The organism is Microbacterium sp. LWH3-1.2, assembly GCF_040675855.1.
GTDB lineage: Bacteria > Actinomycetota > Actinomycetes > Actinomycetales > Microbacteriaceae > Microbacterium.
In genome coordinates, this window is record NZ_JBEGIK010000001.1 from 1,069,769 (window position 1) to 1,084,591 (window position 14,823).

Sequence of the window (14,823 nt, forward strand, 5' to 3'; positions counted from 1 at the left end):
TGCCAGGAGGCGAAGACCATCCGGTGGCGACGCAATCGTCGCCACCGGAGAGGTTCATGCGTTCGCCGTGATCTCGACCTCGAACCGCTGTCCCTCGAAGGCGAGCGCGGGGACGCCTATCGCCGTCCACACCGAGTAATGGTTCGGCATCAGGGTGGCGAAGGTCGCGATGACCGCCTCGATCGCCTCGCCGTCGATGGTCGAGGCGCCAGCCGGGATCGTATGGTAGGTGCGCACGGCGAACACGTCCTCCCACCCGGCGCCTGCAGCCTCGAGCACTTCGGTCACGTTGACGAAGGCCTGGGTGATCTCGTCCTGGATCGACTCCGGGAGTGAGAGATCGACACGATGTCCGGTCTGACCCGACAGTTCGATCCTGTGCCCGGCCCGGTAGGCCGCCGCGACGTGGAACTGGTCCCTGATGGCGCGCCCAGTGGTGCCCTCCGGCGCGACTATTTCGACGGGTGCCGACTTGGTGAGTGTGGTCATTTCTGATGCTTCCTGCCTATTGCGAGTTGGATGAGCGCGCCGTGTCGCCTCGGGATGTGGCGACGGCGACGCGGGGCGGGTCGTTGGCTCAGAAGCCGAGATCCAGGGCGGGGGCGAGTTCGACGGAGACTGAGACGTCTGAGCCGATCGAGATCTTCCCGGGCTTGGTGATGTTCGAGTAGATGCCGAGGCAGGCCCAGTCCCCGAACGGCTCGACGACGCGAGTGTTGTGCTTCACGAGACCGCGGAGCGTGGCCCGGTCGAGAGGAAGATCCTCCCGCGGCAGGGTCGTCATGATGCAACGAACGGTGTTCATGATGACCGTCGATGTGGTCTCTCCCAGGTGGATGCTCTTGCCCACCCAGTCGGACTCGATGAACCCCGGTTCGGTGGTCTCGAGCAGGAAGTTCGGGCGGTACCGCCTCGGGTCGTACGTCGCGTCGGGGTTGATCGACTTCATGTGGTCCAGTGAGGAGGTCGTCATCAGATGCAAGTTGCCGAGGTCGTACGAACGACCCTCAGCGCCGTACAGGTCGAAGTCGATCTGGTGCTCTCCATGCTCGTTCGTCGAGCCCATCTGACGGAAGGCGTTGTCGCCGAGCATCTCGTGCCAGATCATCTCGGCTTTGGTGCTCGGAACGTTCTCCATGGTCGACAGGTGGACGTCGATCCCGAGCGCCGCACTCAGCGCCTGGTCGATGCCGTCGTCGTCACTCCTGACGACTCTTCCGTCCGGGAACGTGATCGCGATGGGCGGTATCTCGCCGCCAACGCGCGGCTCCTCGACGTACGCCGCGCGGAGAGTGAGCATCTTGGCCCACTTGCGCGGATTCTTGCTGTTCGCGATCTTGCCGGTGGCAGTCTCGAAAACCGCCCAGAGGTGGTCTCCGACGAGACCTTTCTCATCGAGTTCGCACTCGGTGAGCTCCTCGCCTGTCATGGACTTGACGGGATAACGGAAGATACGCTGCACCTTCCCGACGGAAACCGTCGCCGCAGTCGCCAGGGTGTCACTCATAGCAGGCATGTCATACCCTCTTTCGGAGTGGAACCGACCGCGCAGAGGGTTTCAGACAGTTGCAAAAGCATGAGAAGGATCCCTCGGAACGGCTTGGTTCAGATGTGGATTGAAGCTGGCGCTTCGATCACTAGGGCCGTGATCCTTCTCTCGCCCGGGCGCCCTGCCGTGGGAAGAGGTACGAGCTCGACAGTAGCCGCGCAACATTTCGCGCACGTTTCAGCTCCGTAAGCACGGTGTGGCCGTGTGCGACGAGTCCCTGTGCGTCGGCCCGCAACGGCGTGACATGCCCGGTGAAGGGCATCGCCGTCAGCAGGAATCTCGCCATCTGTAACATTGTGGCCCCGCTCGCGAGGCTGCGCAGGGGGCTCGCGCGGGGCGGAGGGAGGCGGTGCGTCGGCCGGGGTCAGACGGCCGGCGCCGCGCCGATCGAGGCGACGAGCCCGGGGTCGCCGCCGAGCGACGTGAGGCGCGCGCGGAGCGCGACCTCGGCGCGGCGGTAGGGCTCTTCGCTCGTGTGCAGCAGGGATCGAGTATTCGCCGCCTCGAGGAACGACACCATCTCGAAGGTGAGCTGCCGCGCGTCGTCGAGCAGAGGCAGCTCGCCGGCGGCCATCGCGTACTCGATGCTCACGGTGAGATAGTCCTCCCACTCGCTCGAGGCGGCGACGATCGCGTCGCGGACGACGCCCGGCTTCGCGTCGAATTCGACGGATGTCGCGGCGAAGAAGCATCCGCCGCGGAACACGCGGTCGCGCGAGTAGTCCAGCCAGTCGCCCAGCAGCGTGCATACGCGCACGAGCCCGCGGGGCGTGCGTGCGCGGGCAGGCGTCACGACCCGGTGGATGAACACCTCACGGGCAGCGGCCACGACGGCGAGCTGCAGCTGCTCCTTCGAGCCGAAGAGCGTCGCGATGCCGCTCTTGCTATGCCCCGAGGCATCCGCCAACCGCCCGATTGTGAGCCCTTCCAAGCCGTCGACCGTCGCGGTGTCGACCGCGTGCGAGAGCACGGCGCGACGCGACTCGTCGCCTCGTAGGCGGCGCCGGTCGACGGGGGCTTGTGTCACACCCGTAGATTACCGTACGATCGTTCGTGTTCATAAGTACGATCGTTCGTATTCTTCTGATCGGAGCATCATGACTCTCGCACTCGCCGCCGCCGGCGTGTCCGTTCGCGCCGCGGCTGCGGTCTCGCCCCAGTGGGGAGCCGCCGTGGCCATGCCGCTCTTCGGATACGTCAACAAGCCGAGACCCGTGCACGCCGACGACGAGCCCACGATGCTGCGCGCTCGACTGCGCGCGGTGCGCATCCCCGGGATCGACCGCCGCGGCGTCGATGTCGACACCTACGAGTGGGGCGACGGTCCGCGCACGGCCGTGTTGTCCCACGGCTGGAACGGCCGCGCGAGCCAGTTCTCCGTACTCGTGCGCGAGCTCGTCGCCGAGGGGTATCGCGTCGTCTCCTTCGACGCACCCGCCCACGGCGCGTCGGGTGGCCGGGGCACGTATCTCGTGGACTGGCTCAGCGTTTTCGCCGCTCTCCAGGAGCGCCACGGATCGTTCGACGCCATGGTCGGCCACTCCTTCGGCGGGCTCGCGACCCTCGTCGGCGTCGCCGGTGGCATCCATGCCGCGCGCGTCGTGACCATCGCCGCACCCGCCGACGCCGAGCTGCTGCTGAGCCAGTTCCAGGGCATGCTCGGCTACCCCGACGCAGTGGCGGCGAGCATGCGGGAGCTCTTCGCGACCCGGTACTTCCCCGGAGAGCCCGACCCGTTCGCCTGGCTGTCGACCGTGCGACGCCCACTCCCGGTCGGGGTGCCGCTCCTCGTCGCCCACGACCACGGCGACCGCGTCGTACCGTTCGGCGAGGCCCGGCGGATCGTCGCCGCGAACCCGGCGTCGCAGCTGCTCGCGACGAAGGGGCTCGGGCACAACCGCATCCTCACCGACGACGCCGTGCTCGACGCCGTGCTCGCGCACGTGGGCGCCCAGCTCCCCGAGCCGATGCCGCTGGCGACGGTCGAGGAGTCCGCTGCGGTGTCTGTCGCCGCATAGCGCTGCGTACTCAGAAGAGCCGAGCGGATGCTTCGGCTCCGGGTGTCGGCCGCGCGGATGCCGCCCGCAACGAGGTCGCCGCGGCGCGTCCGCGAGACGTCACGACGATCGGCGGGGCGCTGCGTGCGTCGGCGCGGTCGGCGAGACCCGCCACGGGGCCGCCGCGCGGATGCTCCTCTTCGGCGCGACCGTCGAGGCCGTGGACGCGCAGCAGTGGACGCACCCGCTTCGCGAGCCAGGAGCGATAGGCCTTCGGCGCGTACGCCGTCGCACCGGGGTACAGCCCTCGGTACGACGACACGAGTTCGGGGTGCCGTTCGGCGAGCCACTCGAGGAACCACTGCTTCGCGCCCGGCCGCAGGTGCAGGGCGCCGTACACGACCCGCACCGCGCCGGCCGCCTTGATGCGACTGAGCGAGTGGTCGATCGCCGCGATCGAGTCGGTGAGGTGCGGGATGATCGGCATCAGGAAGACCGTGACGCGAAACCCTGCCTCGGTCGCCGCGCGCACCGTCTCGAGACGCGCAGTGGCATTGGGCGTGCCCGGTTCGATGAGGTGCTGCAGCTCGTCGTCGAACACCGCGATCGACATCGCGAGCGTCACGGGCACCTGGGTGGCGGCTTCCTTCAGGAGTGGCAGATCCCGCCGCATCAGCGTCCCCTTCGTGAGGATCGAGAATGGCGTACCCGACTCCGTGAGCGCCGACACGATTCCTGGCATCAGCTTGTAGCGCCCCTCGGCGCGCTGATAGGGATCGGTGTTCGTTCCGAGCATGACCGGCTCGTTCTGCCAGCTGCCGCGCCGCAGCTCCTTCTCGAGCACGTCGGCGACATTCACCTTCACCACGACCTGCGTATCGAAGTCCCGCCCTGCATCGAGCTCGAGGTACTCGTGGGTGCCCCGGGCGAAGCAGTTGTGACTGATCACGCCGTTCGCGATGAAGTCCCCGGTCGACGTCGTGATGTCGACCATGTCGATCGTCTCGCCGAGGTCTTCGATCGAGACGACGCGAAGCGGCGCGTCAGACTTCACCGCGTCGCCGATCAGGTTCAGTCTCCGGGTGATCGCCGGCCTGGTGAGCTCGAAGAAACGTCGACGCGCCGGAAGCCCGCCGAGGAGTCGGACGCTGCTCAGATAGCCCTGCCGGTAAGCATCGGTCACTGTCGTATCCGCAATCACGCCGCCGGTGCCGAAGCCGATCAGTCTGTTGTTCGTCGTCAGGAACGGGCGCTGCGGCGAGCCGGCCGGCGCCGGTTGCACATACTTCCAGCCGCGTTCAGTGAGGAACCTGTGGTCGCCGCTGGCGACCAACTCGGTGCCGTCGGCGAGCGTCACCCGGTAGGCACGCTTGCGCGTGCCCCATTGGGCGGACACGGTCGCCCGCACATACCGGCGAGACGCGCCCTCGCGCTGCGTGCCGATCACCTCGTCGCCGGCGCGCACGTCGCCGATTCGTTTGCTGCGGCCGTCGGCCATCAGAACCTGCGTGTCGGGATGCACGCAGTAGACGCATGCATGGCTGCATCCGCGGTACGGATTCACGGTCCAGTCGAAGGGCATTGCCGACGCGCTCGGCACGTGGTTGAGGGCGGACTTGCAGAGCACCTCGTGGAACGTCACCCCGGCGAACTCGGGGGTCGTCACCGAACGCACCAGGCCGTTCAGCTGTTCGAGGCCGGGCAGGGCTGCAGCATCCGCAACGCCGAGTTCCTGTCCCTGCCACCTCATGCATCCATGAGAACAAATCTTCGAACTCAAGTCAAGGCTCGCGCGACCGTGTCTAGAACATCGACGGGACGGATGCCGCGTGCCTGGCCAAAACGGGCCATCACAGGTCAGAATGGCTGACGTGACGGAGCCTGGCCGGCTCGCTACCCCCCGAGCCGCCCCCGAGACTCGTCGTGCCGCCCGAGCGATGCGCGAAGAGGCCGAGAGGCGCGCCCGCGTGGCGCAAGCCGCCCCGGCCACGCCCGGTGCAGCCGCCACGGGGGACGCAGCCGCCCCGGCCACCGCCGCTGCAGTCGTCTCACGCGCCACCGCCGGCACCGAGACCGATGCCATCCACGGCTTGGCGGCGTTCGAACTGCCCAGTGACGACTTCGTGCCCGGCTCCCTCGCGGTGAGTGCGCCGTCTGCCCTGCCGCTCGAGCTGCGCCCCACGGGCGCTGCGCCGCAACCGACCGATTCGACGCCGCACCGCATTCCCGAGGCGCGGGTTCGCGGGCGTCGACGCGCCGTCCGTTCGCCCCGGCCCGTCGTCAGCGAGCGCCGGGCGGCGCGCGCGGACGAGCTGCTCGACGTCGACGAGGGCGCTCAACCCGTCCGCCACGCACGGCCGCGCCGGCTCACCAAGCGCTTGATGGTCGTGGCGGGGCTCGCAACGGGCGCCGCCCTCCTGCTGGGGTCGGCCGCGATGACCGCGATGATGCTCCCGACGGAGCAGCGAGCCGCCGGCGCCGATTCCGCACGGACGATGACGGCGGAGCCGCCCCGGATCGAGCTGCTTCCCGTTCCTCGGGTGGAGGTGTCACCGCCGGCCTCCGACATCTGCACCCTCCCGGACGTCGCTTCCGCCGTGCAGCGCGGCGACGACGAGACGGCGATCGCCGCGGCCGGCGGCGGCGAGGCGTTCCGCGCCGCGGTCGTCGAGCGGCGCGCTCCCTGCGTGGACCTCGGCGACTCCGCCCGGGTGTGGACCGTGATGGACAAGATCCGTCCGGCCAACCCGATCGACTACCGCCCTACTGCGCTCGTCCTTCCCGACGGGGTGCGCAACGTCGAAGGCGGCGCACTGCGGTCGGACGCGGCATCCGCCCTCGCCTCGCTCGCCACCGCCGCCCGCAATGCCGGAGTCGGCGAGATCGCGCTCGAGAGCGGTTTCCGCTCGTACCAGACCCAGCAGGCGACGTACGGGCGCCACTTCGCGGAGAAGGGCGAGCGCGCCGACCAGGTGAGCGCGCGACCCGGATACAGCGAGCACCAGCTGGGCCTCAGCGCCGACGTCGTCGCGTGCGCCGGTGCGTGCGGCACGCTCGACCAGCTCGCCGCGACGCCGCAGGGCCAGTTCGTCGCCGAGCACGCCTGGGAGCACGGCTGGATCGTCCGCTACACGGACGGGGCCACGCCCGTGACCGGCTACCTCCCCGAGCCGTGGCACCTCCGCTACATCGGTCCCGAGCTCGCGAAGGCCTACCACGAGGGCGGGTGGAGTTCCCTGGAGGAGTTCTTCGCGCTCGACCCGGCTCCCGATTACCTCGGCTGACGTCGGGCGTCGGCACTACTCTGCGGATGACGGATGCCGCGGCTCGCAGCATCCGTGAACCGCTGAAACTGAGTACCATATGTTGTGAGATGCAATTCCAGCGGAGTGGCGTCTCGACGCAGACTCGAGGACGAGAGGAAGGCGCATCATGGAGCGCGAGATCTACGACGAGGACCACGAGGCGTTCCGCGACGTCGTCAAGGAGTTCGTCAAGCGCTACGCGTCGGACGAGAAGCGCAAGCAGTGGGACGCCGACGGCGAGATCGACCGCGCCACCATGCTCGCCGCGGGCGAGGCCGGCATCATCGGCCTGTCGGTGCCGGAGGAGTTCGGCGGCGCGGGCATGCTGCAGGATTACCGCTTCCGCGCGATCGTGCTCGAAGAGACGATCGGCGCAGGCCTGGGCTCGCTGTCGGGCGCACTCGGCATCCAGGACGACCTCGCCGTGCCGTACATCGTGCACATGGGCACGCAGGAGCAGAAGGAGAAGTGGCTTCCCGGCATGGCGACCGGCGAGATCCTCGGCGCCCTCGCGATGACCGAGCCGGGTGCGGGCAGCGACCTGCGCGGCATCAAGACCACCGCGAAGCGGGTCGAGGGAGGCTACATCGTCAACGGCGCGAAGACCTTCATCTCGTCGGGCAAGACCGCCGACATGGTCGTGACGTTCGTGAAGACCGGCGAGGGCAACCGTCCCGACGCGTTCAGCCTGCTGATCCTCGAGGACGGCATGCAGGGCTTCGACCACGGCAAGAAGCTCGAGAAGATGGGCTTCCACGGCTGGGACACCGCCGAGCTGTCGTTCACCGATGTGTTCGTGCCCGAGGAGAACCTCATCGGGGGGAAGGAAGGGCTCGGCTTCATCCAGCTCATGATGAATCTCCCGCTCGAGCGCCTGTCGATCGGCGTCGCCGCGGCGGCGGCCGGTGAGGCGGCGTTCGTCTGGACGCGCGACTACGTGCTCAGCCGCGAGGCGTTCGGCGAGCGCATCGCCGACTTCCAGAACACCCGCTTCAAGCTCGCCGACATGGCGACGACCGTCGACGTGATGTGGGCCTACGTGGACCGCGCGTTGATGCTGTACAGGGACGAGAAGCTCACCGCCGAAGAGGCCGCGAAGGTCAAGTTCTGGACGACCGACCGCGAAGCCGAGCTCCTCGACGTCGGCGTGCAGCTGCACGGCGGTTACGGCTACATCACCGAGTACCCGATCGCCCGCGCCTACCTCGACGCCCGCGTGCACCGCATCTACGGCGGCACGAACGAGATCATGCGCGACATCGTGTCCCGCCAGATCGTCGGCAAGCGCTGACCCTTATTCGATAACGGATGCCGCGACGCGGCGCCTCCTCGAAGGCGCCGCGTCGCGGCATCCGTTCGAGTGCTGCGCCATGCGTCGTGGCGAGTCGCCAGGAAGCGTGGCGAGGCTCGGGAATCTCGGCGAGTCGCCGGAAGGGCGTGGGCGGGGAGCCTCCTGGGTCAGTGCTGGCCGGCGGGACCGGCGCCGCGGCCGAGGCCGCGAGAGGCCAGGCCGCGGCGGCGGGCGAGCTTCGCGACGCCCGCCTTGCGGAGGCGGTCGGCCACGAGGATCCCGAGTGCGACGCCCGCGACGCAGCTCGCGATCGTGAGGGCGAAGAACGCCACCAGCACCCACGGCTGCATGGCCCAGAGGTTGAAGGACTCGGCGGCGAGCACGGGGTAGATCGCTCCGACGAAGACGGCGCCGGCGTAGTACTGCCACGTGCGCCACGACCGGTACAGGGTCACGAGGAACGCCAGCTCGGCGAAGAACGCCCACCAGATCGCCGCGCCGAGGAACGGGAACACCACGAGCCCCGAGATCACGCCCACGAGGACGCCGGCGAACGGCCGCTCGAGCAGGCGCAGGGCGACGGTCGCGGGCAGCAGCCACAGCCCGGCGACCGCGACCGAGACGAACGGCACGGTGGCGAACAGCACGGTCGAGATCCAGCCGGCGCCCCACAGCATCACGCCGCCGGCGACGCCGATCGCGGCGCATGTCAGCAGGTACGCGGTCGTCACGCGACCGCGGGTGCTCCGCGGCGGCGTGGGCGCCGCGGCGGGCCCGCTCACGAGTGGGCCTCGGCCGTCGCGCGCTGGGACTTCGGGGCGGGCGACGCGGCTCCGACGCGCCAGTAGCCGCAGAAGCTCACCACGTCCTTCGGGATGCCGCGCTCGCCGACGAGGTGCCGGCGACCCTCGGTCGCGAGGGCCTGCTCGCCGACGACGTACGCGTGGAACGCAGCATCCGGAATCGAGGCGTCGCGGAGCGCCTGCAGGGCCGGGGTTCCGGGTTTGACGTCGGGGTCGCGGACGATCCAGCGCACGGCGACGCCGGTGGGGTGCGTGAAGTCGAGGGCGTCTTCGGCCGAGGGAACCTCGACGATCGCGAGCCCGGTGGCGTGCGACGGCAGCGAGGAGCAGATGCCGGCGATCGCGGGAAGGCCCGTCTCGTCGGAGACGAGCACGACCCGATCGGTGCCGCGGTCGGGGTTGAAGGTGAGGCCCTCGTCGATCACGACGACGCTCTCGCCCGCGTGGCATGACTGCGCCCACCGCGAGGCCGGGCCGGCCGTGCCGTCGGCCGCGGAGCCGTGGATCACGAAGTCGACGTCGAGCTCGGCGCCCGTGGTGGCCGTCGCGGGACGGAAGGCGCGGACGGTGTAGTTGCGCATGACGGGCCGCACACCGTCGGGGATGCGAAGGTACTTGAGGTACCCGAGCATCTTGTTCGCCTTCGCGGGGAGTCGCTCGAGGCCCTCGTCGCCGCCGAGCGGGAGGAACAGGCGGAACCACTGGTCGTAACCCATCGGCCGGAACCGGTCGATCTCGCCGCCGCCCAGCGTCACGCGGATCCAGTGCGCAGACAGGCGCTCGGTGCGCAGCACCGTGAGGTGCACGAGACCCTGCGTCTCGGGCTTGACCAGTCGGGGATGGGCCATGTCGGTGCTCCTTGTCGGGAGGGCGAGGGGGTCTCAGAGGCCCCAGGGGAAGAAGACGGCGAACACCGCGGCCGACGCCGCCCAGAACGCGATCACGAACACCGTGTCGCGCGTGCGCCACGGAACGAGGTACCGCTCGGTGCGGTCGGGGTGGGCGCCGAACGCGCGCGCGTCCATCGCGAGGGCGACGCGCTCGGCGTGGCGGATCGCGCCGGCCATGAGCGGCACGACGTACCCGAACCAGCGGGCGATCGCGGCGAACGGTCCGCGGTCGCCGTGGGCGCCACGCACGCGGTGCGCCTGGCGGATGACGTCCAGCTCATGCCCGAACCGCGGGACGAAGCGGAATGCCGCCAGCGCCGTGTACCCGATGCGGTAGGGAACGCGCAGCTGCTGGACGGCGGCGCGCACGAGGTCGGGGCCGGTTGTCGAGAGGCCGGCGATGAGCGTGAGGGCGAGGATCGCGGCGAGGCGCAGCCCCGTCGCGAAGCCGACCTCGAGGGCTCCGCCGTACATCGTCCAGCCGCCGATCTGCCACACCACGACGGACTGGTCGACCCGCGACGCATCGGTCCAGAGGGCGAACCCGAAGCCGATCACGAGCGCGCTCAGCGGCAGCGCCAGGAACAGGATCGCCGCGAGACGTCGCGTGAACGACGCCCCCACCAGCAGCACGACGTACGCGAGCGCGAGCAAGGCCGCCGGGGTCGCAGCATCCCGGACGAACACGAGCAGCACCATCGCTGGCAGCGGGGCGGCGAGCTTCGCGAGCGGGTTCATTCCATACAGGAATCGAACAGCGGATGCCTCGACCCGCCGCGCGTAGGGATCGAACGTCGAGTGCGCCGCCGTCGCCGCGGTGAGAGGGCCGGTGTCGGTCACGCGGCGCCTCCCGTCGTGTGCGGGGTGGCAACGGGTGCGGCATCTGCGCCGGGGGTCGTGCCGTTCTCAGGACGGATGGACCTGGGCGGGGGGAAGTGCCCGGCTTCGACCGGATTCGAGGCGTCGGTCCTGAGAACGGTGGGCGGAGTGGGCGTGTACGTGCCGGGGAGGTCGGCGAGGCGGGCGACGCGTGCGAGCTCGGGGTGGTTGCGCACCCCCAGGAGAGCACGGCGGAGCGGCGGCGGGCGCAGGCCCGCGCGCGCGATGAGCGCGTCGTCGGCGAAGACGTCGGCGGTCGGGCCCTCGGCGAGCACGCGGCCGTCGGCGAGCACGACGGTGCGGTCGGCGTAGTCGGTGACGAGTTGCATGTCGTGGGTGACGACGACGATCGTGGTGCCTTCGGCGTTGAGCTCCGAGAGGAGGGAGAGCAGCTCGTCGGCGCGAGCGCGGTCCTGGCCGAAGGTCGGCTCGTCGAGCACGAGCACCGGGGCTCCGGCCACGAGCGCGGTGCCCACCGACAGGCGGCGCTTCTGCCCACCTGACAGCAGGAACGGATGACTGTCGGCCTTCGCCGCAAGTCCGAACCGATCAAGCAGAGCCTCGGTGCGGGTTCGCACCTCCCCCTCGGAGAGACGCCGTCCGCGCAGGCCGTGCGCGATCTCGTCGAAGACGGTGTGCGCGATGAACTGATGCTCGGGGTTCTGGAACACGAACCCGATCCGGGAGCCGAGGGTGCGGGCGTCGGCGCGGCCGACGTCGAGCCCGTCGACGTGCACGGTGCCCTTGGGTGGGGAGACGACCCCGGCGAGAGCCTGGATGAGGCTCGTCTTGCCCGCGCCGTTCGCCCCGACGATGGCCACGAAGGAGCCGCGGGGGATGTCGAGGTCGATGCCGTGGAGCACCTCGGTGCGTCCGCGGCGAAGAGTGAGGTTCCGGACGGTGATGAGTCGGGCGGCGCTGCTCGCCGGTTCTGCGCGTTCCGACTCTGCGTCTCGACTCGCACGCTCGCTCGACGACCCCGTTCCTCGCTCGCTCAACGAGCGAGAAATCGGCGCAGGCTCCGCGTCGAGCGCGGTGCGGAGCTCGTCGGGTGTCAGCGGCAGCGGGTCGAGCGTGAACCCGGCGCGGCGGAGCCGCAGGGCGGCGATCGTCGACACCGGCAGCCACACGCCCATGGCGTGCAGGTCTTCGGCGCGGTCGCGCAGCACGTGGTCCACGGTGCCGTCGGCGGCGAGGAATCCGTCATGGTCGAGCACGACGACCCGGTCGACGAACCCGACGGCGGCGTCGAGGTTGTGCTCCACGAGGAGGATGGCACGGTCGCCGGCGGCGACGAGCTCGGCCAGCGCCGCGTAGACCTCCTCGATCCCGGCAGGGTCGAGATTCGCGGTCGGCTCGTCGAGGACGAGCAGGGGCGAGCCCATCGCGAGGGCGCACGCGATCGCGAGCCGCTGGCGTCCGCCGCCCGACAGGCGATCGGGGTTCTCACGCCGGCGCTCCCACAGGTCTACTCGACGCAGCGCCTCCTCGGCGCGGGCGAGCACCTCGGACACCGGCATCCGCAGGTTCTCCGGTCCGAACGCCACCTCGTCGAGGAGCGTGCCGGTCACGAGCTGCGCGTCGGGGTCCTGGAAGACCATGCCGACGCGCGTGCTGAGCTCGGCGACCGGCGTCGCCCGGGTGTCGAGCCCGTCCACCTCGACCGCCCCCGTCACCGTCGCCGGCACGGCCTGCGGCAGCAGCCCGTTGAGCGCGAGTGTCAGCGTGGACTTGCCCGACCCGCTCGGTCCGAGCAGCAGCACGACCTCGCCCTGGGCGATGTCGAACGACACGGATGCCGGCGCCGGCGTGGTCTCGCCGTCGTGGGTGACGCCGAGCTCGCGCACCCGCAGCAACGGCACGGCAGAGGACACGGGCATCCGATCGTCGAGGGAAACTTAGCCTTCCCTAACTTACCGGTCGACCCGATGGCGGCGAAACGGCACCGCGCACGCGCGAATCAGCGCTGACTGCGCCGGGCGACCCCCGCGCGGCGCAGTGCGGAGCCGATCGCGAGGCCGACGGCCGTCCAGGCGACGGGCCCGATGACGAACAGGGCCACGTACACGATCTGCCCCCACAGCGGGAAGCGCGTCACATCGGCCGCGATCCAGATGGCGGCCGCGATGACCGCGCCCACGATCACCGCCGAGAGGAAGAAGCGCCACGGCTCCCAGCGCTTGTAGCGCGAGGTCGCCGCGACGAGCTCCTGGAGCCCGCCGACGAGGAGGGCGGTGCCGATGTAGCGGCCGATCCAGAGGGGGACGACAGCACTCGCGACCAGCGCGGCGACCATGTGGGTGATGAGCGCGACCCAGGGGCGGCGGAGCAGCTCCTGCGCCACGACGCCGGGCAGCACGTGGACACCGAGTACGAGCCCGTACAGGATCGGCGCGCCGGCCGAGACGAAGCCGCTGATCGCCCCCGCGCCCGCCTGCAGAACGCCGGTCGCGACGCCGATCGCGGCACAGGTGAGCAGAACGCTCGTCGAAATCCGGGTGCGGGCCGCCACCTGCCCAGCGTACTGGGATGGGGCCGCGCGATTCTCACTGAATCCTCATTCACCGAGATTCATCTGAGGCCCGGGCTCCTCTGCGTTGCGGATGACGGATGCTGCGCGCCGCAGCATCCGTCATCCGAACGCGTGTGCGCGGAACGTCACAGGCGGCGGCGGCGCCGCGTGAGGCGCACGGCCGGCATCGGCGGGGCGGGGATGCGCTCGTCCCCGTGGTCGACGACGTGGCCGAAACGGTCGGAGCCCGACTCCCAGGCCTCGCGGGCCTCGACGATCTCTTCGTGGGTGCGGCCGACGAAGTTCCACCACATGACGACGTCGTCCTCGAAGGGCTCGCCGCCGAGGAGGAACAGCGTCGCACCGGCAGGGCTCGAGATCACGACGTCGTCTCGGTGCGTGCCCAGGTAGAGGAGGTGCGCCGCGTCGACGACGACGTCGTCGCCCGCGTCCGCGACGACCGCGGCCTCGCCGTAGACGGCGACGAGCGCGTGCTCCCAGGCGGGGTCGAGCGGCACAGTGACGCTCGAGCCGGCCGGAATCCGCAGCTCGGCGCCGACGATCGGCGTGTACACCGTGGCGGGGGACGCGACGCCGGCGAGTTCGCCGAGCACGATCGTGGCCGATCCTGCTTCACCCGTGATCGGGCGCAGCGCCAGCTCAGGCAGCACCGCGTGCTGCTCGAACGCGGGTCCGCCGTGTCGGCGCGACTCGGGAAGGGCGACCCAGAGCTGCAGCGCGTCGAGGGGTGCGGCGTCTTCTCCCACGGAGTATTCGGAGTGCGAGATGCCCGCGCCGCTCGTCATGAGGTTGAGGGCGCCGCGGCGCACGACGACATCGCTGCCGACGGAGTCGCGATGGCGCACGTCCCCGAGATATGGCCACGTGACGGTCTGAAGACCGATGTGCGGGTGGGGCTCGACGCGCATGCGCGTCTCCTGCGGTCCGAACCTGTCGAGGAAGCACCAGGCGCCGACGAGCGGCAGCTCGCGCTGCGGCAGCGCGCGGTGCACCGACATGGCGCGGACGCCGCCGAGCGGCACCTCGCGGGCCTCGAGCAGCAGAGTGCGCGGGCCGGCGCACTCGACCGCGGATTCGGTGGCGACCGCGTCGTCGGCGTCCAGTCGGGTCACGTCAGCGGCTCCGATCACTCCGGGTGCGGCTGGTCGGGCCACTCGACGGTGAGCCCGGGCACGTCGTGGCTGCGCAGGTACTTCGTCACCACGGGGCAGTGCGGCACGACCGTCTCGCCTCGGCGCGCAGCATCCGCCATCGCCTCCGCCACGACGATCTGCGCGAGGCCCCGACCGCGGAAGGCCGGGTCGACCTCGGTGTGCGGGAAGTGCAGGCGCCCCCTGGGGTCGATGCGGAAGACGGTGAAGCCGGCGAGCACGTCGTCGACGTGCACCTCGTAGCGGCGGTCCTCGTCGTTGCGGGTCACGATGGTCTGCGTCTGTGTCTGCGTCTCGGTCACGTCAATCCTTCCGTCGTCGTTCTCAACGTACGTCGCCGCCGCGCGATTCCGCCACCGCGCGCACACGTGCACCCCTGGCGGGAAGCATGCGGCGGGTCTAACGTCGGCGTCATCCGCGGCGTC

The 14,823-nt window shown here is 70.2% G+C and carries 14 protein-coding genes; 3 read left to right on the forward strand and 11 right to left on the reverse strand.

What is annotated here, in order from left to right; genetic code table 11:
* Nucleotides 1–54 precede the first annotated feature (54 nt).
* From MRBLWH3_RS05140 to MRBLWH3_RS05150, 3 genes are all read right to left on the reverse strand, one after another.
* On the reverse strand, nucleotides 55–489 hold the full coding sequence (locus MRBLWH3_RS05140) for a Rid family hydrolase (protein WP_363429327.1): 435 nt from the start codon (nucleotides 487–489) through the stop codon (nucleotides 55–57).
* A gap of 88 nt (nucleotides 490–577) precedes the next feature.
* Nucleotides 578–1,507 (reverse strand): MOSC domain-containing protein, encoded by a 930-nt coding sequence (locus MRBLWH3_RS05145; protein WP_363429329.1) that lies wholly within the window; start codon nucleotides 1,505–1,507, stop codon nucleotides 578–580.
* 406 nt (nucleotides 1,508–1,913) lie between these two features.
* Nucleotides 1,914–2,576, reverse strand: coding sequence for a TetR/AcrR family transcriptional regulator (locus MRBLWH3_RS05150; protein ID WP_363429331.1), 663 nt, complete (start codon nucleotides 2,574–2,576; stop codon nucleotides 1,914–1,916).
* A 70-nt stretch (nucleotides 2,577–2,646) separates the two neighbouring features.
* On the opposite strand from MRBLWH3_RS05150, the gene MRBLWH3_RS05155 reads away from it, so the two are divergent.
* Complete coding sequence (locus MRBLWH3_RS05155) at nucleotides 2,647–3,567, forward strand: alpha/beta fold hydrolase (RefSeq protein ID WP_363429333.1); 921 nt, start codon at nucleotides 2,647–2,649, stop codon at nucleotides 3,565–3,567.
* Nucleotides 3,568–3,577: 10 nt separating this feature from the next.
* On the opposite strand, the gene MRBLWH3_RS05160 is transcribed toward MRBLWH3_RS05155, so the two are convergent.
* Nucleotides 3,578–5,296, reverse strand: a complete 1,719-nt coding sequence (locus tag MRBLWH3_RS05160) for an Rv2578c family radical SAM protein (RefSeq protein ID WP_363429335.1) — start codon at nucleotides 5,294–5,296, stop codon at nucleotides 3,578–3,580.
* 217 nt (nucleotides 5,297–5,513) lie between these two features.
* On the opposite strand from MRBLWH3_RS05160, the gene MRBLWH3_RS05165 reads away from it, so the two are divergent.
* The gene (locus MRBLWH3_RS05165; protein ID WP_363429337.1) at nucleotides 5,514–6,830 is read left to right on the forward strand and encodes a M15 family metallopeptidase; all 1,317 of its coding nucleotides are present in this window, start codon (nucleotides 5,514–5,516) and stop codon (nucleotides 6,828–6,830) included.
* Between the two features lie 148 nt (nucleotides 6,831–6,978).
* A complete protein-coding gene (locus tag MRBLWH3_RS05170) occupies nucleotides 6,979–8,142 on the forward strand; it encodes an acyl-CoA dehydrogenase family protein (protein WP_363429339.1) in 1,164 nt (387 codons plus the stop codon).
* 167 nt (nucleotides 8,143–8,309) lie between these two features.
* Here MRBLWH3_RS05170 and MRBLWH3_RS05175 read toward each other — a convergent pair whose 3' ends face one another.
* The 7 genes from MRBLWH3_RS05175 to MRBLWH3_RS05205 all read right to left on the reverse strand — a co-directional run bounded on the left by MRBLWH3_RS05175 (nucleotide 8,310) and on the right by MRBLWH3_RS05205 (nucleotide 14,700).
* Nucleotides 8,310–8,924 carry an ECF transporter S component gene (locus MRBLWH3_RS05175; RefSeq protein WP_363429341.1) on the reverse strand — a complete coding sequence of 205 codons (615 nt, stop codon included), beginning with the start codon at nucleotides 8,922–8,924 and terminating at the stop codon, nucleotides 8,310–8,312.
* Nucleotides 8,921–9,793, reverse strand: a complete 873-nt coding sequence (locus MRBLWH3_RS05180) for a siderophore-interacting protein (RefSeq protein WP_363429343.1) — start codon at nucleotides 9,791–9,793, stop codon at nucleotides 8,921–8,923. Before MRBLWH3_RS05180 ends, MRBLWH3_RS05175 begins: the two co-directional genes overlap by 4 nt.
* Before the next feature lie 33 nt (nucleotides 9,794–9,826).
* Nucleotides 9,827–10,675, reverse strand: a complete 849-nt coding sequence (locus tag MRBLWH3_RS05185) for an energy-coupling factor transporter transmembrane component T (RefSeq protein ID WP_363429346.1) — start codon at nucleotides 10,673–10,675, stop codon at nucleotides 9,827–9,829.
* Nucleotides 10,672–12,594 (reverse strand): ABC transporter ATP-binding protein, encoded by a 1,923-nt coding sequence (locus MRBLWH3_RS05190; RefSeq protein WP_363429348.1) that lies wholly within the window; start codon nucleotides 12,592–12,594, stop codon nucleotides 10,672–10,674. Before MRBLWH3_RS05190 ends, MRBLWH3_RS05185 begins: the two co-directional genes overlap by 4 nt.
* 80 nt (nucleotides 12,595–12,674) lie before the next feature.
* Entirely contained in the window at nucleotides 12,675–13,226 is a 552-nt protein-coding gene (locus tag MRBLWH3_RS05195) for an ECF transporter S component (protein WP_363429349.1), read from the reverse strand.
* A 146-nt stretch (nucleotides 13,227–13,372) separates the two neighbouring features.
* Nucleotides 13,373–14,359 (reverse strand): pirin family protein, encoded by a 987-nt coding sequence (locus MRBLWH3_RS05200; RefSeq protein ID WP_363429351.1) that lies wholly within the window; start codon nucleotides 14,357–14,359, stop codon nucleotides 13,373–13,375.
* Nucleotides 14,360–14,373: 14 nt separating this feature from the next.
* Entirely contained in the window at nucleotides 14,374–14,700 is a 327-nt protein-coding gene (locus MRBLWH3_RS05205) for a GNAT family N-acetyltransferase (RefSeq protein ID WP_363429353.1), read from the reverse strand.
* Nucleotides 14,701–14,823: the final 123 nt, after the last annotated feature.